This window comes from Quadrisphaera sp. KR29 (genome assembly GCF_052644995.1).
Map to the genome: position 1 here is coordinate 192,106 of NZ_JBQXXG010000002.1, position 23,902 is coordinate 216,007.

Consider the following 23,902-nt stretch of genomic DNA (forward strand, 5'->3'; position numbering starts at 1 on the left):
GGATCCGTGCATGACGGCGAGCGCCGTGGTGCACGGCCCTGCTGAGGGGGTCCTCCTGTGATGCTCGACGCGATGTCCGCCCCGCTGCTCACCGCGCAGGCGGCGGACCTGGAGGCCGCCTCGCGCGTGGTCTACCGCCTCGAGCAGACCTTCAGGTACTCCTACGACGCGCCGGTCGCCGACCTGCGCCAGCGCCTGGTGGTGCTGCCGCCCGCCGTCCACGGCGACGTCCACCGCCGCCTGGCCACCCTGTCGGTGACCGGGCCGGCCGACGGCGCTTGGCGGCGCACCGACCGCCGCGACGCCTTCGGCAACACGGTCACCCGCGTGAGCGCCGACCGGGTGGCCGAGCACGTGGAGTTCCGGCTGGCCGCCGTGCTGGAGCGCGTGGTGCCCGCCTGCGCCCACGAGGCGCACGCCGCGGTGCCGCGCACCGCCCTGCGCGACCCGCGCCTGCTCACCCCCACCGCCCTGACCGCCCCGGACGAGGCCGTCGTCGAGCTGGCCGAGTCCCTGCGCCGCCCGGAGAACCCCCTGGAGACCGCCGAGCGCGTGTGCTCCGCCGTGCACGCGCGCTTCCGCTACGCGCCCGGGACCACCACCTTCCGCACCACCGCCGCGCAGGCGCTCGCCGGGGGCGTCGGCGTCTGCCAGGACTACGCCCACGTGATGATCGCCGTGATGCGCCACCTGGGTGTCCCCACCCGCTACGTCTCGGGGCACCTCATCGGCCAGGGCGGCACCCACGCCTGGGTCGACGTCGTCGTCCCCGGCCTCGTCGAGGGGCGCCCCGGGGCCGTGGCCGTGGCCTTCGACCCCTGCAACGACAAGCGCGCCGGCGCCGGCCACCTGACCGTCGCCGTGGGCCGCGACTACGCCGACGTGGCGCCGACCTCGGGCAGCTACCGCGGCGAGGGCGTGCGCGGCACCCTCACCTCCGCGCGCGACCTCGGCGTCGTCAGCCTCCAGCCCTGACGGGGCCGCCCGGGCCGGTGTGACGTCGGGCGCACGCCGGCGGCGCGCGTCGCCCGGCACCCGGGCGCGGGTGGGATGCTGTCCGCATGGCCCTGACCGCCGTCCACCTGCTGCGCCACGGGGAGGTCCACAACCCCCGGCGCGTGCTCTACGGCCGGCTGCCGGGCTACCGCCTCTCCGAGCGCGGCCAGGCCATGGCCGCCCTCGTCGCGCAGACCCTCGCCGAGGAGGGGGCCGACGTCGTGGAGGTGGTCGCCTCCCCGCTGCAGCGCGCCCAGGAGACCGCCGCGCCCGTCGGGGAGGCCTTCGGGCTGCCCGTGGGCACCGACGAGCGCCTCGTCGAGGCCGCCAACCACTTCGAGGGCCTCACCTTCGGCGTCGGCGACGGCGCCCTGACCCGCCCGCGCCACTGGTGGGTGCTGCGCAACCCGCTGCGGCCCTCCTGGGGCGAGCCGTACGCCGAGCAGGCCGAGCGCGTGCTCGCCGTGGCCCGCGAGGCCGCGCAGCGCAACGCCGGCCACGAGACGGTGCTGGTCGCCCACCAGCTGCCCATCTACTGCGCCCGCCGCCGCGCCGAGGGCCGCCGCCTGTGGCACGACCCCCGCAGGCGCGAGTGCACCCTGGCGAGCCTGACCACCCTGCGCTTCGACGGCACGGCGCTGGTGGGGGTGGACTACCGCGAGCCCGCCGCCTCGCTGCTGCCCGGCGCCGTCGACACGGCGGGGGCGGCGTGAGCGGCCTGTCCCGGCGCGCGCTGCTGGCCGGCGCCCTGGCCCTGCCGACCGCCGCCGCGCTCGCGGGCTGCTCCGGCCTGGGCCAGCCGGGCGCGGACACCGGCAACCAGCAGGGCTACGTCTCCGGTGACGGCACCCGGCAGATCCTGCCCGTGGCCGACCGCGGGGAGCCGGTCGCCCTGACGGGCCGGACGGCCGAGGGGGAGACCGTCGACGTCGCCGACTGGCGCGGCCAGGTGGTGGTCATCAACGTCTGGTACGCCGCCTGCGCGCCCTGCCGCGCGGAGGCGCCCGAGCTGGCGGCCGTGGCCGGCGACACCCCGGACGTGCGCTTCCTGGGCCTCAACACCCGTGACGACGCGGCCGTGGCGCTGACCTTCGAGAAGTCGTTCGGCATCCCCTACCCGAGCGTCCTGGACGCGGGTTCCGGCCAGGGGCTGCTGGCGCTGCGGGGCCGGATCCCCCCGCAGGCCGTGCCCTCCACGCTGGTGCTCGACGCGCAGGGCCGGCCGGCCGCCCGGGTGGTCGGCAAGGTCGAGGAGGACGTGCTGCGCGGCATCATCGACGACGTGCGCAGCGGCCGGGCCGACGACGGCGACGGCCGGGGCAGCGGGAGCGGCGCATGAGCGCCGCCGAGGCCTTCCAAGGCCTCGCCGGCGGCGGCCCGGTGCTCGTCGCGGTGCTCGTCGCGGCCGTCGCGGGCGTGGTGAGCTTCGCCTCGCCCTGCGTCCTGCCGCTGGTGCCGGGCTACCTGGGGTACGTCACCGGGCTGACCGGTGTGGACCTGGAGCGCCAGCGCCGCGGACGGCTGCTGCTGGGCTCGGTGCTGTTCGTGCTCGGGTTCTCCGCGGTCTTCGTCGCGGCCGGTGCGGCCTTCGGCGCGCTGGGAGCCTTCCTCGTGGGGCACCAGCTGGAGCTGACGCGGTGGATGGGCGTCGTCGTGGTCCTCATGGGCCTGGCGTTCCTGGGGGCCGTGCCGGGCCTGCGCGGAGAGGCCAGGGTGCGCTGGCGCCCCGCCGCGGGCCTGGTGGGGGCGCCGCTGCTCGGGGCGACCTTCGGGCTGGGCTGGACGCCCTGCATCGGCCCCACCCTGGCGGTGGTGCTCGCGCTGGCCACGGACTCCGGCACCGCTGGTCGCGGTGTGCTGCTGACCGTCGCCTACTGCCTGGGGCTCGGGCTGCCGTTCGTGCTCGTCGCGCTCGGCCTGGGGCGTTCCGCCCGGGCGCTCGACCAGCTGCGCCGCCGCCGTCTGGTCATCGCGCGCGCCGGTGGGGTCGCCCTGGTCGTGGTGGGGGTGCTCCTGGTCAGCGGGTTGTGGAGCCAGTGGCTCGGCGCGCTGCAGGGCAGCATCGGCGCCTGGGAGACCCCGGTCTGATGCGCGAGCGCGAGAGGGAGGCGCAGGGCTCGTGACCACCGTCGAGGAGCGGCGGACCTCCGCCGAGCCGCCGTCGGACCCGCGGCCGGTCGGGCTCGGGGCGGTCGGCTGGCTGCGGTGGACCTGGCGGCAGCTCACCAGCATGCGCACGGCGCTGCTGCTGCTCATGCTGCTCGCCGTCCTGGCGGTGCCCGGGTCGCTGTTCCCGCAGCGGAACATCGACCAGGTCGCCGTGGCGCAGTACGCCGAGGACAACCCCGCGACCGCGCCGTGGCTGGACCGCCTGGGCCTCTTCGACGTCTACTCCTCGCCCTGGTTCTCGGCGGTCTACCTGCTGCTGTTCATCAGCCTGGTCGGCTGCGTGCTGCCGCGCACGAAGGTGCACCTGGCCAACCTGCGCCAGCCGCCGCCGCGCACGCCCGCCCGGCTGTCGCGGCTGCCCGAGCACCGGGCCGTCGCCGTCGACGCCGCTCCGGCGGAGGTGCTGCGCGCCGCGCAGGAGGTGCTGCGCGGCCGCCGGTACCGCACCGCGGACTTCGCCGACGACCGGCGCGGTGCCTCCCTGGCGGCCCAGCGCGGGGAGCTGCGGGAGACCGGCAACCTCCTGTTCCACCTGGCGCTGGTGGGCGTCCTCATCGCCATCGGCACCGGCGGCCTGTACGGCTACCGCGCCCAGGTCATCGTCCAGCAGGGCCAGGCGTACGCCAACCAGGTCACCGCCTACGACAGCTGGGACCCGGGCGCCCTGGTCGACGGTGCGTCCCTGCCGCCCTTCTCCTTCACGCTCGACGACCTGCGGGTGGCCTTCGACGAGGACTCCACCGGCAACCAGTTCGGCGCTCCCCGCAGCTTCTCCGCGGACGTGACCGTCACCGACGCCCCGGGCGAGGCCCCGCGGCGCGAGGAGATCCGGGTCAACGAGCCGCTGCGCGCGGGTGGCGCGTCGGTGTACCTGGCCGGCAACGGCTACGCACCGGTCATCACCGTGCGCGACGCCGCCGGCGACGTCCTGTTCTCCCAGGGCACGCCCTTCCTCGTGCAGGACGCCAACTACACCTCCACCGGCGTGGTGAAGGTGCCCGGGCTCGACGGCGACCTCGGCCTGCAGGGCCTGCTGCTGCCCACGGTCTCCGAGGACGCGGCGGGCGTCCCGTTCTCGAGCTTCCCGGACCTGCGCGACCCCGAGGTGCTCTTCTTCGCCTACACCGGCGACCTGGGCCTCGACGACGGCGTGCCGCAGAACGTCTACGAGCTCGACACCTCGCGCATGGAGCGCGTGACCGGCACCGACGGGGAGCCCCTGCGGTTCGCCATGCGGCCGGGGGAGACCTACGAGCTGCCGGACGGGCTCGGCTCGGTGACGCTCGACCGCATCGACAGGTACGCCGGCCTCACCGTCCGGCACGACCCCGCCCGCGGCGCCGCGCTCGTCGCCTCCGTGCTCGCGATCGTCGGGCTCACGGCCTCGCTGTTCGTGCCGCGCCGCCGGCTGTGGGTGCGCGCAGCCGCCGCCGGGGACGGCGCGGGGGGCCGCACGCTGCTCGAGGTGGGTGCGCTCGCCCGCAGCGAGGACCACGGCCTGGCCGCCGAGGCCGACGCCGTCCTGTCCGCCGTGCTCGCGCGCCTGCCCGCCCCGCCCCCGGCCGCCACCCCCGCGGGGGACGCCCACCAGACCGGCAGCACACCGTCCCACCAGCCCCCTCGACAGGAGGAGCCGTGAGCGTCGACGAGTCGCTGGCCTCGGCCAGCAACGCCCTCGTCTACTCGGCCATGGCCGTGTACACCCTGGCCCTCGGCGCCAGTGCCATGGACCTGGCCGCCCTGGGCGACCGCGCCACGGCGCGCTCGCGCCGCCGCCAGCGGGCCAGGGCCTCCGCGCAGGCCGCACCGCGCCAGGTGGTGCCGGTGGGCGCCGGCGCCGCCGGGCCCGTGGCGCGCAGCTCCGCCTCCGAGCAGCCGGTCCCGCTCGCCGAGGACGGCGCGCCGCGCCGGGCCGCGGGCATCGCGACCTCCCTCACGGTGCTGGCGCTGCTGCTGCACGTCGGAGGTGTGGTCACCCGCGGGCTCTCGGCGCACCGGGCGCCGTGGGGCAACATGTACGAGTTCTCGGTGACGGGCACCTCCGTCGTCGTCCTGGTCTACCTGCTGGTGCTCACCCGGCGCGACGTGCGCTGGCTGTCGACCTTCGTGCTGGCCCCGGTGCTGCTGAGCCTGGGCCTGGCGGTCGCCGTCCTCTACACCGACTCCGCGCCGCTCGTGCCGGCGCTGCAGAGCTACTGGCTGGTCATCCACGTGTCGGTGGCCTTCGTCAGCTCCGCGCTGTTCGTGCTCGCCTTCTCCACCACCGTGCTGCAGCTGGTGCAGGAGCGGCGCGAGGCGCAGCGCGCCGCGGGCGCCACCCTGGGCGCGGGCCGCTTCATGGAGGCGCTGCCCAGCGCGGCCGACCTGGAGCGGCTCTCCTACCGCCTCATCGCCGTCTCGTTCCCGCTGTGGGCCTTCACCCTGGTCGCCGGCGCCATCTGGGCCGAGGTCGCGTGGGGCCGGTACTGGAACTGGGACCCCAAGGAGGTGTGGACCTTCATCATCTGGGTGGTCTACGCCGCCTACCTGCACGCCCGGGCCACCGGCGGCTGGAACGGCCGCCGGGCCGCGTACCTGTCCATCGCCGGCTTCGCGTGCCTCATGATCAACTACGGCGTGGTCAACGTCTTCTTCCCCGGCAACCACTCCTACGCCGGCATCGGCTGACGGCGCCGGACCGGCCGGGCGGCGCGGACGCACGAGGGCCCCGGGACCCGCAGGGTCCCGGGGCCCTCGCGTCGAGGGAGGGCGGCGCCTCAGACGTCGCCGCGGTGCTTGCGGTCCAGGGAGCGCAGGAAGTCCTCGTCGTCGTCGGGGCCCTTCGGGGCGCTCGGCCGTGCGCCGCCCGCCGGCGGCGCGGGGCGCGGCCCGTGGGCGCGGCCGGCCAGCAGCCAGGCCAGGGGGCCCACCACCGGCAGCAGGACGATGACCGCGACCCACACGGGCACCGGCAGGCCGCGGACCTGCGTCCCGGTGGTGCGCAGGCAGTCGACCAGCGCGTAGATCCCCAGCACCAGGGCGACGAGGGCTACCAGCATCGGCACGAGACGATGGTAAGCGCGCCGTCCACCTACCCTCGTGCTGTGTCTGCCTTCGTCCGCTACGCCCTGATGCGGATCCTGCTGTTCTTCCTCGTGGCCCTGCTCGGCTACGCGGTGGGGATGCGCGAGCTGCTCCTCGTGGTGTTCGCGCTGGTCGTCTCCGCGCTGCTGTCCTACCTCGTGCTGGGTGGTCCCCGCCAGGCGCTGGTGGCGCGCCTGGAGGAGCACACCGCGCGCCGCCGAGAGCGCGCCGTGGCCCGTGACCAGGAGCGACGCCGCTCCGGGCGGGTCTCGGCGGCCGAGCGCGACGCCGCCGCCGAGGACGCCGACGACGACGCTCAGCGCAGCGCGCCCTGAGCACCCGGCGCCCCCCCCGGGCGCACCGGGCCGGGTCGCGCGGGCACCCGGCGGGGGCCTCAGAGCAGCGGGGTGAGCGCCAGGGCCAGGCCCAGCAGCAGCGCGTAGAGCAGCTCCAGGCGGCCCGTGGCGCCCAGCACCCCCACCAGCTCGCGCCCCGCGGCGCCGCGCAGCACCGTGCGCGCGGCCGCCACCGCGAGCGGGGCTGTGAGGAGCGTCACCAGCACCAGCGGGGCGCGGGGCCGGGCGAGCGCCGGGACGGCCAGGAGCAGGTAGGGCACCACGAGCAGCGCGGCGTACAGCACCCGGGTGCGCGCCGCCCCGAGGCGCACGGCCAGGGTCCGCTTGCCGGCCACCGCGTCGGTGGGCACGTCGCGCAGGTTGTTGGCCACGAGGATGGCGCAGGCCAGCGAGCCCACGGCCACCGCGCCGGCCCAGCTGGCGGCGCCGGTGGCGCCCGTCTGCGTGTAGGTCGTGCCCAGCGTGGCGACGAGCCCGAAGAAGAGGAAGACGAAGACCTCCCCGAGCCCGGCGTAGCCGTAGGGACGGGGCCCGCCGGTGTAGGTCCAGGCGGCGACGACGGCGAGGGCGCCGACCACCAGCAGCCACCACGCCCCCGACAGCGCGACCAGCGCCACGCCCGCGACCGCCGCCACCGCGAAGGACAGCAGCGCCGCGCGCAGCACCTGCCGGGGCGGTGCGACGCCGGAGGCGGTCAGGCGCAGCGGCCCGACCCGGTCGGCGTCGGTGCCGCGCACCCCGTCGGAGTAGTCGTTGGAGTAGTTGACGCCCACCTGCAGCGCCAGGGCCACCACCGCCGCCAGCAGCGCCCGGCCGGGGTGGGCCGACTGGACCAGCGCGGCCGCTCCGGTGCCGACGAGCACCGGCGCGAGAGCGGCCGGCAGGGTCCTGGGACGCGCGCCGGCCACCCACTGACCCGCGCTCGCCACCCGAGGACTGTAGGAGGGCGCGCGGCCGCCGCCGCGGTGGGGGCCGGTGCCCCGGCGCGCCTCAGGGGCGGCGGGCCCGCCAGCAGGTGGTCGTGTACGGGACCGGGATGCGCTCCAGCCCCGCGGTGTCGGGGTGGGCGGCCAGCAGCTCGCGCACCGCCTCCAGCACCCGCCGCCGCTCCGCGGGCGGCGCGGTGAGCACGCCGCTGCGGCTGGCGGCCAGCCCGACCACCTCCTCGGGGGTCAGCTCGTGCGTCCACCGCCCGGTGGTGTGCCGCTCGGCGTCCACCAGCGGCGCGCCGACCCGCGGGTCCTCCGCGCGCGCCGCCATGTGCGGTGCCGGCGCCAGCAGGTCGCCGAGGGCGGCCACCCACGGCTCGGTGGCGTCGCGGCGGTTCCACAGCAGCCCCAGCCGCCCGCCGGGGGCCAGCACCCGCCCGGCCTCCGCGCTGCCGGCCGCGGGGTCGGCCCAGTGCCACGCCTGCGCCAGCACCACCAGGTCGACGGAGGCGTCGGGCAGCGGCAGGTGCTCGGCGGTGCCCGCGAAGGTCGGCACGCCGGGGACGTCGGTGTGCAGCTGCGCGAGCATCTGCGGGTCGGGGTCGACGGCGACCACCTCCAGCCCGCGCTCCACCAGCCGCGCGGTGAGCGCCCCGGCGCCCGCGCCGACGTCGGCTGCGCGCAGCCGGCGCTCGCCGAAGGCGCCGGGCAGGCCGTCGAGGAGGAAGTCGAGGGCCTGCGCCGGGTAGGTGGGGCGCACCGCGGCGTAGCCGGCGGCCGCCGCGCCGAAGGACAGCGCCGGCGGCGGGTCGGAGGGGGCCACGGGCTCAGCCTGCCGCGCGCGCCCGGTGTCCGCGAGGGCCCCGGGGAGCTGACCGGTGCGCTGGCCGGTGCGGGGCCGTTCGCGCGGTCGGTGCTGTCAGCCGCCGGCGAGCAGGCGCTCTGCCAGCGCAGCGGCGGCGCGGCGGTCGGGCTTGCCGATCCCCCGCAGGGGGACCGCGTCGACGACCAGCACGGCGCGCGGAGCCGACGCCGCCCCGAGGCGCTCGCGGACCGCGGCGCGCACCGCGTCGAGGACGGGGGGCCGGGCGCCGGGGGAGGGCACCACGAGCGCGACCACCCGCTCGCCCCACTCGGGGTCCGGCACGCCCACCACGAGCGCCTCGGCGACGCCAGCCAGCTCGGCGAGGACGCGCTCCACGGCCAGCGGCGCCACCTTGCGCCCGCCGGTGACCAGCACGTCGTCGAGGCGGCCCAGCACCGACAGCCGCCCGGAGGCGTCCAGGCGGCCCAGGTCGCTGGTCGCGTACCAGCGGCGCCCGTCCCGCTCCACGAAGGACCGGGAGGTGAGGTCCGGCCGTCCGCGGTAGCCGGTGGCCAGCACGGGGCCGCTGAGCAGGACCCGGCCCCCGTCGTCGTGCGCCGCCTCCGGGGCGTCCTCCACGGCCACCCGCACGCCGTCCAGCGCCCACCCGTCGTAGACGCAGCCGCCGGAGGTCTCCGTGGAGCCGTAGGTGCGCACCACGCGCACGCCGGCGCCCGCCGCCCGCTCGAGCAGCGGTGCGGGTGCTGCCGCGCCGCCGAGGAGCACGGCGTCGAGCCGGGCCAGCGCCCGCGCCGCGCCGGGGTGCTCCAGGGCGCGCGCCAGCTGGGTGGGCACCAGGGAGGCGTACCGCGCTGCGCCGCCGGCGTCCCCCAGCGCTGCCACGGCCTCGGGCAGGGCCGCCGGGTCGCCCGCGGGTGCCACGACGGGCTCGGTTCCCGCCACGGCGCTGCGCACGAGCACCTGCCAGGCGGCCACGTGCTCCAGCGGCAGCGCCAGCAGCCACCGCCCGTGCCCGCCGAGCCTGGCCGCGGTGGCGCGCGCGGAGCTCGTCAGGGCCTGCGCGCCCAGCTCCACGGCCTTCGCCTCCCCGGTGGAGCCGGAGGTGGCCAGCACCAGCGCCGTCCCCGCGTCGAGCGGCAGGTCGGTGCGGGCCGCCGAGCGCAGGCGCTGCGCGGCCGCCGCGTCCTCCGGCAGCGGCAGCAGCGCCGGGCCGGAGCCGTCCAGCGCCGCCCGCAGGGCGCCCAGCACTTCGGGGATCCGCGCTGCCCGGTCGCCGCCGCGGACCACCACCTCCTGCAGCGCCCGGGGCCGTGGTGCGGTCACCGGGCCACGGTAGGTGCGTGCCCGCCGGGGCGGGGGACCAGGATGGGTGCGTGGCTGCCGCGCGAGCTGACGACCGCCGCGCGGCGGGTGCGGCGCTGGCCCTGGCCTCCAGCGCCTCCAGCCAGACGGGCGCCGCCGTGGGCGCCCTGGCCTTCGCGGCCGTCGGCGTCCCCGGCGTCGTCGCGGTCCGCCAGGTGGTGGCGGCGGTCGCCCTCAACGCGGTGGTCCGCTGGTCGCCGAGGTCGCTGGGCCGCCGCACCTGGGTGCTGGTGGCGGTGCTCGCCGCCGTGATGGGACTGATGAACCTCACCATCTACGGCGCCGTCGACAGGATCGGGCTGGGGCTCGCCGTCACCATCGAGTTCCTGGGGCCGCTGGGGGTGGCGGTCGCCACCTCGCGCCGCCTGCTGGACGTGCTCGCCGCCGCCGCGGCGGCCGTCGGCGTGCTGGTGCTGGTCGCTCCGGGGCCCTCCAGCGACCTGCTGGGCATCGCGCTGGCCCTGACCGCCGCGGGCGCCTGGGCCGCGTACATCCTGCTGAGCCGGGCCGTGGCCGAGCGGGTGCCCGGCGTGCAGGGCGCCGCGGCCGCCGCGACCGTGCTGGCCGCGGCGTGGGCGCTGCCGGTGCTCGTGGTCACGCTGCTGGCCCGGCCCCCGGTGGCGGCGCTGGGCCTGGCGGCCGCCTGCGGCGTGCTCTCCTCCGCGCTGCCCTACGCCGTCGACCTGGCCGCGCTGCGCCGCCTGCCCGCGTCGGTGTTCTCCACGCTGGCCAGCGCGAACCCCGTGTGGGCCTTCCTGGCGGGCGCCCTGGTGCTGGGGGAGGGCGTCGCAGCGCACGAGCTGGTCGGCGCCGCGCTCGTCGTCGTCGCCAACCTCGTGGCCACGGCGGTGCCCCGCCGCGGCCGGCGCCCGGCGGGGACGGTGCCCGCCGGGCTCCCCGCCGGCGGGCACCCCGCGCTGCCGGCTGAGGTGCCCGCGGACGCGCCCGCGGAGGTGTCAGGCCGGGACGGCGCGGCGTGAGCCGGACAGCGCGGCGACCACCTCGGCGAGCACCCGCTCGGAGTCCTCGTGGGGCACCTGGCAGGTGCCGGCGGCCTCGTGGCCGCCGCCGCCGTGGCGCAGGGCGACGGCGCCGATGTCGGCCGTGGAGCTGCGGTCCAGGATCGAGCGGCCCATCGCCAGCACGGTGTTCTGCTTCCCGCGGCCCCAGATGACGTGCACCGAGACCCGGGCCTGCGGGAAGAGGGCGTAGACCAGGAAGCGGTTGCCCGCGTGGACGACCTCCTCCTCGCGCAGGTCGACCACCACGACGTCGTCGTGCAGGATGCTCACCCGCAGCAGCTGGGCCGCGAACTGCTCGGCCTGCGCCTCGTACAGCGCCACCCGCTCCGCGACGTCCGGCAGCGCGAGGATCTCCTCGGCGTCCGCGTGGTGGGCGCAGTGGTCGATCATCTGCATCATGAGGTCGTAGTTGGAGATCCGGAACTCCCGGAAGCGCCCCAGGCCCGTGCGGGAGTCCATGAGGAAGTTCAGCAGCGCCCAGCCGGTGGGGCGCAGCACCTCCTCCAGGGAGTACTGCGCGGAGTCGGCCTGGTCGACCGCCGCCATGAGGGACTCCGGCACCTGCGGGAAGGCGGCCGCGCCGCCGAAGTGGTCGTAGACCACGCGGGCCGCGGACGGCGCGTGCTCGACGATGACGTGGGCGGCGGCGCCGGGCGCCGGGGCGCCGTTGCGCAGCGCCTCGCTGTGGTGGTGGTCGAAGACCGTGTGCGCCCGCGGGTCGTAGGGCAGGTTGGTCAGCAGGTCGCGGTCGGTGATCTCCACGACGCCGTCCTGCACGTCCTTGGGGTGCACGAAGGTGATCTCGTCGACGAGGTCGAGGTGCTTGAGCAGGACGGCGCACACCAGCCCGTCGAAGTCGGAGCGGGTGACGAGGCGGTGGCGAGCGGCGGTCGGCATGTCCCTGGTGTCGGCACGAGCGCGCCCCACCTGGACCCCGCGGACGGGGGACGCCCCCGCACCGGCTCCACGGCGCTACAGCCGCTGCCGATGCACTGGTGTGAGCAGCACCGGCCCGGCCCCGCAGCAGGACCACCAGCAGCCCCGGGACCGGCTCGACCGGCAGGACCGGCAGGACCTGCCCGGCGCGCGCGACGCGCAGGACCTGCGGGCCGCGTGCGACCGGCTGGTGGAGGCCGCCGCCGACCCCGCGGCGGCGCGCGCCGCCGTCGTCGCCGTGTGGGCGCTGGGCGCCTGCGCCGCGGACGACCTGCTGGCCGACCTGCGGGCGCTGGCCGCCGGCCACGCCGCCCGCACCGGCGCCGAGCCGGGGGCCGCGGACCTGCTCGACGCCCTCGGCCGCCACGCGGAGGCTGCCGCCCACCGCCGCGCCGTCGGGAGCGGGCTGCGCGAGCACCGCCAGGGGCTCCTCGCGGCGGCGCGCGCCCGCGCGGCCCAGGGCGCCGCGCGCGCCGCCGTGCGCCTGGCCGGGGTGGCCGAGCACCGGCGCCCCGGCGAGCCGTCGGGCACCCGCACCGCCGCCTGAGCCGTCCGGCCCGCCCGGCGTCCGGCTCGGGCGCCCTCGCCGGGGCGTGGCGGCGCGCCGGTGGGGGTAGGGGGCCGTCGTGGCGGACGGACGGGGCAGCGGCGGGCAGGGCCCGGGGTGGTGGGGCCGCGGGGGTCCCTCGTGGAGCGAGCGGCACGGCGGCCCGCCCGTGCGCAGCGCCCTGACCCTGCGCCTGGTGCTGGCGGCCTTCGGGGTGCTGCTGTGGGGCGGGGTCTCCCTCTGGGTGGCCGCTGCCGGTGGCCCGGTCTGGCTGCTGCTGCTCACGGCCTTCGCGGCCGTCGGCTTCGTCGTCGACCTGGTGGTGGTCGCCCGCCGCAAGCGCCGCGGCGAGCCGGGCTGAGCCCGCCGGGTGACCATGGAGCGGTGAGCCAGCGCAAGCCGCCCGGCGTGAGCCGGGAGACCTGGGTGGACCGGCAGGTCCGCGAGGCGGCCGAGCGCGGCGCCTTCGAGGGGCTGTCCGGGGCCGGCAAGCCCCTCGACGACGCCGTGCTCGGGCAGAGCGCGGGGGAGTGGGCGGTGGAGTGGGCCCGCCGCGAGGGGGCCGACATGACCGCCGCGCTGCCGCCGGCGCTGGCGCTGCGCCGCGAGCGCGAGGAGCTGGTGGCGGCGGTGCCCGGGCAGCCCACCGAGGCCGCCGTGCGCGCCGCGGTGGAGCTGTTCAACACCCGGCTCGACGCCGCCTACCGGCGCCCGCAGGAGGTGCCGCCGGTGGCCCTGGCCTTCGTCGACGTCGACCGCCAGCTGGCGCGCTGGCGCGAGGCCCACCCGCTGGGACCCGAGGAGCCCGAGGCGCCGGCCGCCGCAGGGCCGGGGCGTGGCGGGCCGGGGCGGCCGTGGTGGTCGCGGGTGCGGCCGCGCCGCCGGCCGCGGCGCTGAGCCGGCGCCGACCAGCTGCCCGGTGCCGCGCACGGCATCATCAGGCGCGTGAGCGCCCGGGTCACCCTCAGCGACGTCGCGGCGCGCGCCGGGGTCTCGCGGGCGACGGCCTCGCTGGTGCTGCGCGGCGAGGGCCGCGTCGCGGGCGCCACCCGCGAGCGCGTGCACGCGGCGATGGCCGAGCTCGGCTACGTCTACGACCGGGTCGCCGCAGCGATGCGCGCCGAGCACGCCCCCGTGGTGGGGGTCGTGGTCAGCGACATCACCAACCCGTTCTTCGCCCAGGCGCTCGTCGGGGTCCAGGCGGCGCTGCGCGAGGAGGGCTACCTGCCGCTGCTGGGCAGCGCCGCGCACGACCTGGACCAGCAGGACCGGCTGCTGGGGCTGCTGCGCGAGCACCGGGTGGCGGGCCTGGTGCTCTCCCCGGTGGCCGGCACCCCGGCCTCCCTGGTGGAGCGGCTGCGGGCGTGGGGCCTGGAGCACGTGCTGCTCACCCAGCCCGTCGACGGCGCCAGCACGTGGACGGTCGCCCCGGACGACCGGCTCGGCGGCCGCCTGGCCGCCGAGCACCTGCTCCAGGTCCACGGGTGCCGGCGGCTGGTGCTGGTCGGAGCCTCCGGCGACGTCGCCAGCGCCCGCCTGCGCGAGGCCGGTGTGCGCGACGCCGTCGCCGCGGTGGCGGGCGCCTCGGTGGTCGCGGCCCTGGGCTGGCTGCCGCAGGACCCGACGGGCCTGGCGCTGGGCCGCTCAGCGGTGGCCGGCCCGCTCGCCCTCCCGCCGGACGCCGGCGGACCTGACGGCGCGGTGTGCTTCAGCGACGTCGTGGCGACGGGGCTGCTGCGGGCGCTGCGGGAGGCGGGGGCAGCCGGTGCGCTGCCCGTGACCGGGTACGACGACATCGCGGCCGCGGCCCTGTACGAGCCGCCGCTCACCACGGTCTCCACCCACGGCGAGCAGCTGGGGCGCACCGCCGCGGAGGGCCTCGTGGGCAGGCTGCGCCGGGGGGCGGCGGCCGCTGCGCCGCAGGAGCTGGCGGTGCCCCCGCAGCTGGTGGTGCGCCAGTCCTGCGGGTGCGCGTGACACGCGGTGCTGGATCGATCTAGCATCGACGGCGCACCGCGAGGTCGCAGCCCCCGACCCGCACCCCCGCCGTCCCCCCCCGGAGCCTCCCGTGACCCTCACGGCCCCCGTCCCCGCCCCCGTCCCCGCCCCCGGCGCCGAGCGCGCCGCCTCCCGCGCGGCCACCCCCTGGTGGCGCGAGGCGGTGGTCTACCAGGTCTACATCCGCTCCTTCGCCGACGGCGACGGCGACGGCACCGGTGACGTCGCCGGCCTGCGCGCCCGCCTGCCGCACCTGGCGGCCCTGGGCGTCGACGCGGTGTGGATCAACCCCTGGTACCCCTCGCCGATGGCGGACTCCGGCTACGACGTGGCCGACTACCGCGCCGTCGAGCCGCTCTTCGGCGACCTCGAGCAGGCGTCGGCGATGATCGCCGAGGCGCACGCGCTGGGCCTGCGCGTGATCCTCGACGTCGTCCCCAACCACCTCTCCGACGAGCACGCCTGGTTCGCCGCGGCGCTGGCCAGCGCCCCCGGCTCCCCCGAGCGCGCGCGGTTCGTCTTCCGCGACGGCCGCGGCGAGGCCGGCGAGCTGCCGCCCAACGACTGGACCAGCCACTTCGGCGGCCCCGCGTGGACCCGCGTGGTCGAGGCCGTGGGCGACGAGGCGCACCCCGCCGGCCAGCCGGGCCAGTGGTACCTGCACCTGTTCAACGCCAAGCAGCCCGACGTGGACTGGACCAGCGAGGAGGTCCGCGCGGAGTACGACGACGTCCTGCGCTTCTGGTTCGACCGCGGCGTCGACGGCTTCCGCATCGACGTGGCCCACGGCCTGGCCAAGCACGCCGACCTGCCCGACACCGGGGTGCTCGACCACCCGCACCGCCCCTTCGGCGCGGGGGACCACCCCTTCCTGGACCGCGACGACGTCCACGACGTCTACCGCCGCTGGCGCGCCGTGGCCGACTCCTACGACCCCCCGCGGGTCTTCGTGGCCGAGGCGTGGACCGGTGACCCCGTGCGCCTGGGCCTGTACCTGCGCCCCGACGAGCTGCACACCGCCTTCAACTTCGACTTCCTCGTCTCGGCCTGGCAGGAGCCGGCGCTGCGCGACGTCGTCGACAGGACCCTGGCGGCGCACGACGCGGTCGGCGCCCCCGCCACCTGGGTGCTGAGCAACCACGACGTCTACCGCGAGGTCTCGCGCTACGCCCGCGAGCAGGACCGGCCCCAGCTGGGCGGCGAGGAGGACGTCGCCGGCCGGCCGGCGGACCTCGAGGTGGGCCGGCGCCGCGCCCGCGCCGCGGCGCTGCTCATGCTGGCCCTGCCGGGCGGGGCGTACGTCTACCAGGGCTCCGAGCTGGGCCTGCACGAGGTGGAGGACCTGCCCGAGGAGTCCCTGCAGGACCCGGTGTGGTTCCAGAGCGGCGGGCAGCGCCGCGGCCGCGACGGCTGCCGCGTGCCGCTGCCCTGGTCGGGCTCGCAGCCGCCGTTCGGCTTCAGCGACCGCCCGGACGGCGCCGCGCCGACCGGGCGGCCGTGGCTGCCCCAGCCGGCCTCCTTCGCCGGCCTGACCGTGGCCGACCAGGACGGCGACCCCACCTCGACGCTGGAGCTCTACCGCTCGGCGCTGGCGCTGCGCCGCTCCCTGGAGGCCCTCGGCGACGGGACCCTGGCCTGGGTGGAGGACGCCGACGGGTCGCTGGACGGCGTGCTGGCCTTCACCCGCGAGCCCGGCTTCGCGTGCTGGGTCAACCTCTCCGAGCGGCCCGTGGCGCTGCCCGCCGGCGCCGAGGTGCTGCTGGCCAGCGCCGACCTGGAGGACGCCGCCGGCGGCGGCGTGCTGCTGCCCGTCGACACCGCCGTCTGGCTGCGCCGCTGACCCCACCCGCCCGACCGTGATCATGGGTGTCCGCCACCCGTGGGAGGCGGCGGACGCCCATGATCACGCAGGGAGGGGGGTCAGGACGGCGAGGGGGGCGGTCAGGAGCTGACGGGTCCCGCGTCGACCATCCACGGGGTGCCCCAGCGGTCCTTGCACTGGCCGAACCAGTCCCCCCACGGCGCCAGCGCCAGCGGCACGTCCTCGTGGCCGGTGGCCGCCAGCCGCTCGTACCAGCCCTTGAGGGTGTCGACGTCGTCGCCCGTCAGCGCGACGGCGAAGCCCTTCACCTCCTCGAACGGCATCGAGGTCGGGGTGTCGGAGCCCATGAGCACCATGCCGTTCGGCAGCGTCAGCTGGCCGTGCATGATCCACCCGTCCTCCTCCCCGCCCACCGGCATGCCGCCCTCGGCGAAGGTGGTCAGCACCAGGTCGCCCCCGAACACCGAGGCGTAGAACTCCATCGCCTCCCGCGCCGTGCCGCGGAAGTTGAGGTACGGGTTGAGCGTGTGGGCCACGTCTGCCTCCATCAGCGCTGCTGGCGGCCCCGCGGCCGCCGGATGCACCCCAGACCGTGGACCCGGCGGCGACTCATCGCAAGGACCCCGGGCGCGCAGGTGGTGAGCGGGTGCCCGAGCCGTGTCGTTGCCACCCGCCCGTCACGGCCGGTGCCTACCGTGGTGGGCGTGTGCAGGCTGCTCGGGTTCGCCGCCCCCTCGCCCCGCTCGCTGGCGCAGGCCCTCGGCGGTGTGCAGGTGGCCGCCTTCCGCGCCATGGCCCGCCTGCACGACGACGGCTGGGGAGCCGCCTGGCTGGACGGCTCCGAGCCCGAGCGCGCCAGCGCCCCCAGCGCCGTGCGCTCCCGGCGCAGCCCGCGCAGCGGCTACGGCGACCCGGCGCTGGAGGAGCTGACCGACGGCCTGAGCACCCGCGCGGGGCTGCTGCACCTGCGCCTGGCGAGCTCGGGGATGCCCGTGCGGCCGGAGAACACCCATCCCTTCCTCGCCCCCGTGGCCGGCCTGGGCGACGTGGCCCTGGCGCACAACGGCGCGGTGAAGCCCGCCGCGCGCCTGGAGGAGCTGCTCGGCGACGCCTCCCGGGCGGCGCTGACCGGCTCCACCGACAGCGAGCGGTACGCCGCGCTGGTGCGCGAGCGCGCCGCGGCCGCCGGCGACCTCGCGCGGGGCGCCGCCGACGCCGCGGCGCTCCTGGCGCCCCTGTTCCCCGCCTCCAGCCTCAACGCCGTCCTGCTCTCCCCGTCCGAGCTGGTGGTGGTGCACGTCAGCGCCGGGGCCCGCATCCCGCACGAGGACTTCGACGCCAGCGGCATCGCCGAGGAGGAGCTGCCGGTGGGCCACCGCAGCGGCTACTACCAGCTGTGGCGGCGGCGCGGCGAGGACGGCGCGGTGGTGGTCTCCTCCTCGGGGCTGCGCGTGGACGGCTGGGAGCCCCTGCCGCCCGACGTCGTCCTGCGGGTCGACCTGCGCACCCTGGAGGAGCAGGTGCTGCCGGTGCGTGTCGGGCCCGCTGGTCCCGCCCGGGCCGGTGAGCCCGCGATGCCGCGCATCCCGGCCCCCGCCCGCCACGAGTCGCCGGTGGAGTCCGCTCGCGCCAGGGTCTGAGGGGTGAGCACGCACACCCCTGACGACGACGGCGAGGGCACCGGCCAGGTGCAGCCCGCCGGCAACCCCGAGACGCTGTCGGCGATCGCCGACCGCAGCAACGGCACGGCCCGCGCGACGGGTGCCTCGGTGCCGCCCCCGGTGATGGACCAGCGCGGTGAGGGCAGCGCCGACGGCACTGCCGCCGGCGACCCCCTGGCCGGGGTGACCGCCAGCGCGCAGGACTCCGAGCAGGCGGTCCCGGGTGACACCGGCCCGGAGAACCCTGGCGCGCGGCCCCACTCCTCCTACGACACCCCGGGCGGTGGGCGGTGAGCGAGGCGTCCGGCGAGCCGGTGCGCGAGGGGGTGGACAGGTCCCACGACGACCTGCCCGGCGCGCCCGACCCCGAGCTGCAGGTGCTCGAGGAGGACGAGACGGTGCCGCCCCGCCCGGAGGAGGACGTGGCCGACGCGCTGCGGGCCGAGCCCTCCGACCCGACCGACCCGCGCTGACCCGCCCTGACCCGCCCTGACCCGCCCGCGCCCGGGCACGCAGGAGGCCCGCACCCGGTGGGGTGCGGGCCTCCTGCGCCAGCGCGTGCGGGTCAGCGGTGCGCGTCGAGGGGCACCCGCCGGTCGGCGTGCCGTCCCAGGTGGTCGGCGTCGCCGGTGGCCGGCTCGACGGGCGCGGCGTGCCTGCCGTGGTGCACCGCGTCGGTGCGCTCGTCGTCGTCCTCGTCGTGCCCGGCGGTGGTGCTGCCCAGGGGGGCCGTGCCCACCCGGCCCTGCGGCAGCTCCTCGTCGCCGGCAGCGGTGGTGCCGGCCTGCGGGGCGGCGTTGGAGGTGCGCAGCGCCGTCTCCTTGAAGAAGAGCACGAAGAGGAGCGACAGCAGGGCGAACGGCGCCGCCACGAGGAAGATGTCGGCGATGCCGTCGCCGTAGGCGGCCTGCACCAGGGTGCGCACCGGCTGCGGGATGTCGGCGAGCACCGGCACCCCGCCGCCGCCCGCCGACCCCAGCTGGGAGGGGTCGACGCCGGCGTCGGTGAGGCTGGAGGTCAGGTACGCCGTCACGCGGTGCCCGAGCACCGCGCCCAGCACCGAGACGCCGATGGAGCCGCCCAGGGAGCGGGTGAAGGCCACGAAGGAGCTGGCGGTGCCCATGTCGCGCGGGGCGGTGACGTTCTGCACGGCGAGCACGAGGTTCTGCATCATCATGCCGACGCCGAGGCCGACCAGGGCCATGTAGACCGCGACCACCCAGTAGTCGGTGTCCCACGCCACGGTGCCCATGAGCCCCAGGCCCGCGGTGAGCAGCACGCCGCCGGTGGTGATCCAGCGCTTCCAGCGGCCGGTGCGGCTGACCAGCTGGCCGATGACGGTGGAGGAGAGGAACAGCCCGGCGATCATCGGCAGCGTCCGCAGGCCGGCGACCGTGGGAGAGTCACCGCGGGCCAGCTGGAAGTACTGGGCCAGGAAGATCGTCGCGCCGAACATCGCGATGCCGACGAAGAGGCTGGCGACCGAGGCCAGCACCGTGGTGGAGGAGCGGAACAGGTGCAGCGGGATGATCGCGTCCTTGGCGCGGCGCTCCACGAGCACCAGGGCCACCAGCAGCGCGATCCCGCCGCCCACCAGGGCGAAGGTCTGCCAGGACACCCAGTCGAAGTCCTTGCCCGCCAGGGAGACCCAGATGAGCAGGGCGGAGACCCCGGCCGCCAGGAGCGTGGCGCCCCAGTAGTCGATGTGCACCTGGCGCTTCACGACCGGCAGGTCGAGGGTCTTCTGGATGACGACGAACGCGGCCACCGCGAAGGGGACGCCCACGAAGAACGTGTAGTGCCACGACAGGTGCTCGGTGATGACGCCGCCGATGAGCGGTCCGCCGACCGTGGCCAGCGCGAACGTGGCGCCGAGGTAGCCGGAGTACCGGCCGCGCTCGCGGGGGGCGATCATCGTGGCCAGCACGATCTGCGCCAGCGCGGTGAGGCCACCGGCGCCCAGGCCCTGGCCCACGCGGGCGGCGATGAGCATCGGCACGTTGACCGACAGCCCGGCGACGACCGAGGCGATGACGAAGATGACCAGCGAGGTCTGGACCAGCACCTTCTTGGAGAAGATGTCGGCCAGCTTGCCCCAGATCGGGGTGGAGACGGTCGTGGCCAGCAGCGCGGCGACCACCACCCAGGTGTAGCCGGACTCCCCGCCGCCCAGGGCGGGCAGGATCACCGGCAGGGCGTTGGAGACGACCGTCGAGCTGAGGATGGCGACGAACATGCCCAGCAGCAGTCCCGAGAGCGCCTCGAGGATCTGCCGGTGGGTCATGTGGAACTGGCCGTCAGCTCCCGCGGGAGCCGTCGGCGGGTCGGCTGCGGCCGTGGTCGGGCGTGCTGCGGTGGCGGTCATGCGGTCCTCGTGGGTGTGGGGTGCTGGGTGGTCCCGGCGTCGGTGGTGAGGTCGTCGGTGAGGCGGTCCAGGAGGGCGATGAGCTCGGCGAGCTCGGCGTCGTCCCACGTCGCCAGGCGCTCTCCGAGCCGGTCGACCATGCGGTGGCGCTCGGCGCGCAGCAGGGCGATCCCGGCCGGGGTGGCGCTGAGGCGCTGGGAGCGCCCGTCGGCGGCGTCGGGGGTGGCCTCGACGAGCCCGTCGCGGCGCAGCTGGCCGACCTGGCGGCTGACCGTGGACAGGTCCAGGCCCATGGCCTCGGCCACCTCGGACACCCGCACCGGTCCCAGTGCCGCGACGGTGCCGAGGGCGGCCACGGGAGCGATCCGGGTGTGGCCGAGCACCGCCCGCTTGGAGCGGGAGAGCCGGGGGAAGGTGTCGACCAGCGCCGAGCAGGCGTGGGGACTGGCCACGGGGCCTCCTAACAAGTTTGCTGAAGCAACTGTATGTGTAGTGCTTGCAGCAGGCAACTTCATTCCCGCTCGCCGTGGATCCATGCGCCCCGCGAGGGGCGTCGCGTGTCAGCAACCGCACCTGCGGTCCGTGGCGCCGCCCAGAGCCGCAGGTGCGGCTAGGGTGACGGCGTGTCCGCGGCGTCCTACTCCGTCCGGGAGGCCGCCGAGCTGCTCGGCGTCAGCGACGACACCGTCCGGCGCTGGACCGACTCCGGCGCCCTGACCGCCCGGCGCGGGCCGTCGGGGCGCGCCGTCGTCGACGGCGCCGAGCTGGCCGCCTTCGCCCGCGAGCACGCCGGCCCCGTGCCGGCCGACCCCTCCGGCGTCGCGCGCTCCGCGCGCAACCGCTTCGTCGGGCTGGTCACCTCGGTCGTCGCCGACGGCGTCATGGCCCAGGTGGAGCTGCAGTGCGGCCCGCACCGCGTGGTCTCCCTCATGAGCGCCGAGGCCGCCCGCGAGCTGCAGCTGGAGCCCGGCCGGACGGCCGTCGCGGTGGTCAAGGCCACCACCGTCGTCGTGGAGACCCCGGGCGGCGCCTCGTGAGGCGGCCGGGACCGCTCCTCGGCGCCGCCGCGGGCCTGGTCGCCCTGCTGCTCGCAGGGTGCGGCTCGACAGGCTCCGCCGGGGCGACGGGTGCCACCGGCGCTGCGGTGCCGTCCTCCGCGGCGCCGACGGGCACGCTCACCGTCTTCGCCGCCGCGTCCCTCAAGGGGGTCTTCACCGAGCTCGGGCAGCAGTTCGAGGCCGAGCACCCGGGCGTGGACGTCGCGTTCAGCTTCGCCGGCTCCTCCGACCTGGTCACCCAGGTGGTCGGCGGCGCCCCGGCCGACGTCCTCGCCTCCGCGGACCAGGCGACCATGGCGCAGGTCGTCGACGCCGGGCTGACCGCCGCCGCACCGGTCGACGTCGCCACCAACGTCCTCACCATCGTCACCCCGGCCGGGAACCCCGGCGGCGTGGCCACCCTCGCCGACCTCGCCCGGCCCGGGCTCGCCGTCGTCGTGTGCGCGCCGCAGGTGCCGTGCGGGGCCGCCACCCAGCGGGTCGAGGAGGCCGCGGGGGTGGCCCTCGCGCCGGTCAGCGAGGAGGGCTCGGTCACCGACGTGCTCACCAAGGTCGAGTCCGGGGAGGCCGACGCCGGCCTGGTCTACGTCACCGACGCCCGCGCGGCGGCGGACCGCGTGACCGAGGTGGCCTTCCCGGAGAGCAGCGGCGCGGTGAACACCTACCCGGTCGCCCCGCTGGCCGGAGCCGCCCAGCCCGAGCTGGCACGCGAGTTCACCGCCTTCGTCGCCGGCGAGCCGGGCCGCGCCGTCCTGCAGGCCGCCGGCTTCGGGGCGCCCTGAGCGCGCCGGGCCCCTCGGGCCGGTCGGGGCTGCCGGCGTGGGCCTTCGCGCCGGCGGCGCTGGGCGCCGCCTTCGTGGTGCTGCCGCTGGTCGCCGTGGTCGCTCGGGTCGACTGGGCGGCCTTCCCGGCCCTGGTGACCTCCGAGGCGTCGCTGGCGGCGCTGCGCCTGTCGCTGGTGACCGCGGCGTGCAGCACCGCGGTGTGCCTGCTGCTGGGGGTGCCGGTGGCGCTGGTGCTGGCCCGGTGCTCCTTCCCGGGGCTGCGCCTGCTGCGCTCGCTCGTGCTGGTCCCGCTGGTGCTGCCGCCGGTGGTCGGCGGCATCGCGCTGCTCTACACCTTCGGGCGGCAGGGCCTGCTGGGCGGGGCGCTGGAGGTGCTCGGGCTGCGCATCGCCTTCTCCACCGCCGCCGTGGTCCTCGCCCAGGCCTTCGTGGCGATGCCCTTCCTCGTGCTGTCCCTGGAGGGCGCGCTGCGCGGGCGGGGCACCCGCTACGAGCAGGTGGCCGCCACCCTCGGCGCCTCGCCGTCCGCCGTGCTGGGCCGCGTGACGCTGCCGCTGGTGCTGCCCGGGCTGACCTCGGGGACGGTGCTGTCCTTCGCCCGCTCCCTGGGGGAGTTCGGCGCCACCCTCACCTTCGCCGGCAGCCTGCAGGGCGTCACGCGCACCCTGCCCCTGGAGGTCTACCTGCAGCGCGAGGGCGACGCCCGCGCCGCCGTGGCCCTCTCCCTGGTGCTGGTGGTGGTCGCCGTGGTGGTCGTCGTGGTCGCGCGCGGCCGCCGCACGGAGGGGCTGTGAGGGCCAGCGGACCGGGCGAGGGCCAGGGGCTGCTGGTCGCCGCCGACGTCGCGGCACGCGGCCTGCGCGCCCGGGTGGGCGCGGACCCCGGCGAGGTGGTGGCCCTGCTGGGCGCCAACGGCGCCGGCAAGTCCACGCTCCTGGCGGTGGCCGCGGGCCTGCTGCGCCCGGACCGCGGTCGCGTGGAGCTGGGCGGCGAGGTGCTGCTGTCCGCCGGTGGCCGCGGGCCCGCCGGCACGGCGGGCGACGTGGACGTGCCGCCCCACCGGCGCGGTGTGGCCCTGCTCGCGCAGGAGGCGCTGCTCTTCCCCCACCTCAGCGTGCTGGACAACGTCGCCTTCGGCCCGCGCGCCGCCGGCCTGGGCCGCCGCGAGGCCCGGGCTGCTGCCGCGCTCTGGCTCGAGCGCGTCGACCTCACCGCGCTCGCCGCTCGGCGCCCGGCGCAGCTCAGCGGCGGGCAGGCCCAGCGCGTGGCCGTCGCCCGGGCCCTGGCGACCCGCCCCAGGGCGCTGCTGCTCGACGAGCCCCTGGCCGCGCTCGACGTGACCGCCGCGCCCGAGGTGCGCCAGTTGCTGCGCCGCGTGCTGTCCGACCCCGCCTCGTCGTCGCCGTCGTCGTCGCCCTCGTCGTCGGCGCCCGCGCCGCCGGTGCTGCTGGTCACCCACGACCCGCTCGACGCCCTCGCGCTCGCCGACCGCGCGGTGGTGCTCGATGCGGGCCGCGTGGTGGAGCAGGGCCCGGTGCGCGAGGTGCTGTCCGCGCCGCGCAGCGCGTTCGCGGCGCGGCTGGCCGGGCTGGACCTGCTGTCCGGGACGGCGGCGCCCGGCGGGCTGCGCACGGCGGGCGGCCTGGAGGTCGCCGGCGTCCTGCAGGCGGGGTGCGCCCCCGGCGGGGCCGCGGTGGCGGTGTTCTCCCCGGCCGCCGTGGCGGTGCACCGCGAGCACCCGGCCACGGGGCGCTCGAGCCCGCGCAACGCCCTGCTCGTGCAGGTGGAGGCGCTGGAGCCGCACGGGTCGCTCGTGCGCGTGCGCGCCCGGCTGCTGGGCCCGGGCGGTGGCGGTGCGGAGGGGCCCGCGCTGGCCGCCGACATCACCCCCGCCTCCGCCGCCGACCTCGACCTGCTCCCCGGCGCCCGCGTGTGGCTGGCCGTCAAGGCCGCCGAGGTGGCGGTGCACCCGGCCCGGCGCTGAGGGCGCCGTCCGGTCGGGGGCGG

Annotated in this window: 28 protein-coding genes; 20 read left to right on the top strand and 8 right to left on the bottom strand. The window is 77.5% G+C overall.

Going from position 1 to position 23,902, the window contains the following annotated elements:
- Window positions 1-60 precede the first annotated feature (60 nt).
- From ACUN9U_RS02635 to ccsB, 6 genes are all read left to right on the top strand, one after another.
- Window positions 61-975: a transglutaminase family protein gene (locus tag ACUN9U_RS02635; RefSeq protein ID WP_445483504.1), complete on the top strand. Its 915-nt coding sequence runs from the start codon at window positions 61-63 to the stop codon at window positions 973-975.
- An 86-nt stretch (window positions 976-1,061) separates the two neighbouring features.
- Window positions 1,062-1,709, top strand: coding sequence for a histidine phosphatase family protein (locus tag ACUN9U_RS02640; RefSeq protein WP_445483361.1), 648 nt, complete (start codon window positions 1,062-1,064; stop codon window positions 1,707-1,709).
- Window positions 1,706-2,335, top strand: a complete 630-nt coding sequence (locus ACUN9U_RS02645) for a TlpA family protein disulfide reductase (RefSeq protein ID WP_445483362.1) — start codon at window positions 1,706-1,708, stop codon at window positions 2,333-2,335. The genes ACUN9U_RS02640 and ACUN9U_RS02645 overlap by 4 nt, the downstream gene beginning before the upstream one ends.
- The gene (locus ACUN9U_RS02650) at window positions 2,332-3,084 is read left to right on the top strand and encodes a cytochrome c biogenesis CcdA family protein (protein ID WP_445483363.1); all 753 of its coding nucleotides are present in this window, start codon (window positions 2,332-2,334) and stop codon (window positions 3,082-3,084) included. Before ACUN9U_RS02645 ends, ACUN9U_RS02650 begins: the two co-directional genes overlap by 4 nt.
- A 31-nt stretch (window positions 3,085-3,115) precedes the next feature.
- Window positions 3,116-4,804 carry a cytochrome c biogenesis protein ResB gene (gene resB, locus ACUN9U_RS02655; protein ID WP_445483364.1) on the top strand — a complete coding sequence of 563 codons (1,689 nt, stop codon included), beginning with the start codon at window positions 3,116-3,118 and terminating at the stop codon, window positions 4,802-4,804.
- Between the two features lie 50 nt (window positions 4,805-4,854).
- Entirely contained in the window at window positions 4,855-5,832 is a 978-nt protein-coding gene (gene ccsB / locus ACUN9U_RS02660; protein WP_445483505.1) for a c-type cytochrome biogenesis protein CcsB, read from the top strand.
- A gap of 89 nt (window positions 5,833-5,921) precedes the next feature.
- On the opposite strand, the gene ACUN9U_RS02665 is transcribed toward ccsB, so the two are convergent.
- Complete coding sequence (locus ACUN9U_RS02665) at window positions 5,922-6,203, bottom strand: PLD nuclease N-terminal domain-containing protein (protein ID WP_445483506.1); 282 nt, start codon at window positions 6,201-6,203, stop codon at window positions 5,922-5,924.
- A gap of 45 nt (window positions 6,204-6,248) precedes the next feature.
- On the opposite strand from ACUN9U_RS02665, the gene ACUN9U_RS02670 reads away from it, so the two are divergent.
- Window positions 6,249-6,563 carry a DUF4229 domain-containing protein gene (locus ACUN9U_RS02670; RefSeq protein WP_445483365.1) on the top strand — a complete coding sequence of 105 codons (315 nt, stop codon included), beginning with the start codon at window positions 6,249-6,251 and terminating at the stop codon, window positions 6,561-6,563.
- Between the two features lie 59 nt (window positions 6,564-6,622).
- On the opposite strand, the gene ACUN9U_RS02675 is transcribed toward ACUN9U_RS02670, so the two are convergent.
- The 3 genes from ACUN9U_RS02675 to menE all read right to left on the bottom strand — a co-directional run bounded on the left by ACUN9U_RS02675 (window position 6,623) and on the right by menE (window position 9,662).
- Complete coding sequence (locus tag ACUN9U_RS02675; RefSeq protein WP_445483366.1) at window positions 6,623-7,513, bottom strand: 1,4-dihydroxy-2-naphthoate polyprenyltransferase; 891 nt, start codon at window positions 7,511-7,513, stop codon at window positions 6,623-6,625.
- 61 nt (window positions 7,514-7,574) lie between these two features.
- The gene (locus tag ACUN9U_RS02680; protein WP_445483367.1) at window positions 7,575-8,336 is read right to left on the bottom strand and encodes a class I SAM-dependent methyltransferase; all 762 of its coding nucleotides are present in this window, start codon (window positions 8,334-8,336) and stop codon (window positions 7,575-7,577) included.
- Between the two features lie 96 nt (window positions 8,337-8,432).
- Complete coding sequence (gene menE, locus ACUN9U_RS02685) at window positions 8,433-9,662, bottom strand: o-succinylbenzoate--CoA ligase (protein ID WP_445483368.1); 1,230 nt, start codon at window positions 9,660-9,662, stop codon at window positions 8,433-8,435.
- Window positions 9,663-9,712: 50 nt separating this feature from the next.
- Here menE and ACUN9U_RS02690 point away from each other — a divergent pair, with 50 nt between their 5' ends.
- Window positions 9,713-10,681 (top strand): EamA family transporter, encoded by a 969-nt coding sequence (locus ACUN9U_RS02690; protein WP_445483369.1) that lies wholly within the window; start codon window positions 9,713-9,715, stop codon window positions 10,679-10,681.
- Here ACUN9U_RS02690 and ACUN9U_RS02695 read toward each other — a convergent pair.
- Entirely contained in the window at window positions 10,658-11,620 is a 963-nt protein-coding gene (locus ACUN9U_RS02695; RefSeq protein WP_445483370.1) for an exopolyphosphatase, read from the bottom strand. The genes ACUN9U_RS02690 and ACUN9U_RS02695 overlap by 24 nt on opposite strands.
- Window positions 11,621-11,720: 100 nt before the next feature.
- Here ACUN9U_RS02695 and ACUN9U_RS02700 point away from each other — a divergent pair, with 100 nt between their 5' ends.
- From ACUN9U_RS02700 to ACUN9U_RS02720, 5 genes are all read left to right on the top strand, one after another.
- Window positions 11,721-12,206 (top strand): hypothetical protein, encoded by a 486-nt coding sequence (locus ACUN9U_RS02700; protein ID WP_445483371.1) that lies wholly within the window; start codon window positions 11,721-11,723, stop codon window positions 12,204-12,206.
- 79 nt (window positions 12,207-12,285) lie between these two features.
- Window positions 12,286-12,567, top strand: a complete 282-nt coding sequence (locus ACUN9U_RS02705) for a DUF6343 family protein (RefSeq protein WP_445483372.1) — start codon at window positions 12,286-12,288, stop codon at window positions 12,565-12,567.
- A 23-nt stretch (window positions 12,568-12,590) separates the two neighbouring features.
- A complete protein-coding gene (locus tag ACUN9U_RS02710) occupies window positions 12,591-13,103 on the top strand; it encodes a DnaJ family domain-containing protein (protein ID WP_445483373.1) in 513 nt (170 codons plus the stop codon).
- A 48-nt stretch (window positions 13,104-13,151) separates the two neighbouring features.
- On the top strand, window positions 13,152-14,183 hold the full coding sequence (locus ACUN9U_RS02715; RefSeq protein WP_445483374.1) for a LacI family DNA-binding transcriptional regulator: 1,032 nt from the start codon (window positions 13,152-13,154) through the stop codon (window positions 14,181-14,183).
- A gap of 91 nt (window positions 14,184-14,274) precedes the next feature.
- Window positions 14,275-16,044, top strand: coding sequence for a glycoside hydrolase family 13 protein (locus ACUN9U_RS02720; RefSeq protein ID WP_445483375.1), 1,770 nt, complete (start codon window positions 14,275-14,277; stop codon window positions 16,042-16,044).
- Between the two features lie 101 nt (window positions 16,045-16,145).
- Here the strand turns inward: ACUN9U_RS02720 and ACUN9U_RS02725 are convergent, their stop codons facing one another.
- Window positions 16,146-16,562, bottom strand: coding sequence for a VOC family protein (locus tag ACUN9U_RS02725; RefSeq protein ID WP_445483376.1), 417 nt, complete (start codon window positions 16,560-16,562; stop codon window positions 16,146-16,148).
- A 168-nt stretch (window positions 16,563-16,730) separates the two neighbouring features.
- Here ACUN9U_RS02725 and ACUN9U_RS02730 point away from each other — a divergent pair, with 168 nt between their 5' ends.
- The 3 genes from ACUN9U_RS02730 to ACUN9U_RS02740 are packed head-to-tail and all read left to right on the top strand — an operon-like array spanning window position 16,731 to window position 18,160.
- Entirely contained in the window at window positions 16,731-17,666 is a 936-nt protein-coding gene (locus ACUN9U_RS02730) for a class II glutamine amidotransferase (RefSeq protein WP_445483377.1), read from the top strand.
- A gap of 3 nt (window positions 17,667-17,669) precedes the next feature.
- Window positions 17,670-17,981 (top strand): hypothetical protein, encoded by a 312-nt coding sequence (locus ACUN9U_RS02735; protein ID WP_445483378.1) that lies wholly within the window; start codon window positions 17,670-17,672, stop codon window positions 17,979-17,981.
- Complete coding sequence (locus ACUN9U_RS02740) at window positions 17,978-18,160, top strand: hypothetical protein (protein WP_445483379.1); 183 nt, start codon at window positions 17,978-17,980, stop codon at window positions 18,158-18,160. The genes ACUN9U_RS02735 and ACUN9U_RS02740 overlap by 4 nt, the downstream gene beginning before the upstream one ends.
- A 92-nt stretch (window positions 18,161-18,252) precedes the next feature.
- Here ACUN9U_RS02740 and ACUN9U_RS02745 read toward each other — a convergent pair whose 3' ends face one another.
- Window positions 18,253-20,052, bottom strand: a complete 1,800-nt coding sequence (locus tag ACUN9U_RS02745) for an MFS transporter (RefSeq protein ID WP_445483380.1) — start codon at window positions 20,050-20,052, stop codon at window positions 18,253-18,255.
- Window positions 20,049-20,504: a MarR family winged helix-turn-helix transcriptional regulator gene (locus ACUN9U_RS02750; RefSeq protein ID WP_445483381.1), complete on the bottom strand. Its 456-nt coding sequence runs from the start codon at window positions 20,502-20,504 to the stop codon at window positions 20,049-20,051. The genes ACUN9U_RS02745 and ACUN9U_RS02750 overlap by 4 nt, the downstream gene beginning before the upstream one ends.
- Before the next feature lie 171 nt (window positions 20,505-20,675).
- On the opposite strand from ACUN9U_RS02750, the gene ACUN9U_RS02755 reads away from it, so the two are divergent.
- The 4 genes from ACUN9U_RS02755 to ACUN9U_RS02770 are packed head-to-tail and all read left to right on the top strand — an operon-like array spanning window position 20,676 to window position 23,879.
- Window positions 20,676-21,089 carry a TOBE domain-containing protein gene (locus ACUN9U_RS02755; RefSeq protein ID WP_445483382.1) on the top strand — a complete coding sequence of 138 codons (414 nt, stop codon included), beginning with the start codon at window positions 20,676-20,678 and terminating at the stop codon, window positions 21,087-21,089.
- Window positions 21,086-21,892, top strand: a complete 807-nt coding sequence (modA, locus tag ACUN9U_RS02760; protein ID WP_445483383.1) for a molybdate ABC transporter substrate-binding protein — start codon at window positions 21,086-21,088, stop codon at window positions 21,890-21,892. Before ACUN9U_RS02755 ends, modA begins: the two co-directional genes overlap by 4 nt.
- Entirely contained in the window at window positions 21,889-22,689 is an 801-nt protein-coding gene (locus tag ACUN9U_RS02765; protein ID WP_445483507.1) for an ABC transporter permease, read from the top strand. Before modA ends, ACUN9U_RS02765 begins: the two co-directional genes overlap by 4 nt.
- Window positions 22,686-23,879, top strand: coding sequence for a sulfate/molybdate ABC transporter ATP-binding protein (locus tag ACUN9U_RS02770; RefSeq protein WP_445483384.1), 1,194 nt, complete (start codon window positions 22,686-22,688; stop codon window positions 23,877-23,879). The genes ACUN9U_RS02765 and ACUN9U_RS02770 overlap by 4 nt, the downstream gene beginning before the upstream one ends.
- The last annotated feature ends 23 nt before the right edge of the window (window positions 23,880-23,902 follow it).

Bases quoted from the DNA above. Each gene is read 5' to 3' on its own strand.
- ACUN9U_RS02635 (WP_445483504.1), top strand. From the start codon at position 61: ATGCTCGACGCGATGTCCGCCCCGCTGCTCACCGCGCAGGCGGCGGAC.
- ccsB (WP_445483505.1), top strand. From the start codon at position 4,855: ATGGCCGTGTACACCCTGGCCCTCGGCGCCAGTGCCATGGACCTGGCC.
- ACUN9U_RS02665 (WP_445483506.1), bottom strand. From the start codon at position 6,203: ATGCTGGTAGCCCTCGTCGCCCTGGTGCTGGGGATCTACGCGCTGGTC.
- ACUN9U_RS02650 (WP_445483363.1), top strand. From the start codon at position 2,332: ATGAGCGCCGCCGAGGCCTTCCAAGGCCTCGCCGGCGGCGGCCCGGTG.
- ACUN9U_RS02745 (WP_445483380.1), bottom strand. From the start codon at position 20,052: ATGACCGCCACCGCAGCACGCCCGACCACGGCCGCAGCCGACCCGCCG.
- ACUN9U_RS02695 (WP_445483370.1), bottom strand. From the start codon at position 11,620: ATGCCGACCGCCGCTCGCCACCGCCTCGTCACCCGCTCCGACTTCGAC.
- ACUN9U_RS02640 (WP_445483361.1), top strand. From the start codon at position 1,062: ATGGCCCTGACCGCCGTCCACCTGCTGCGCCACGGGGAGGTCCACAAC.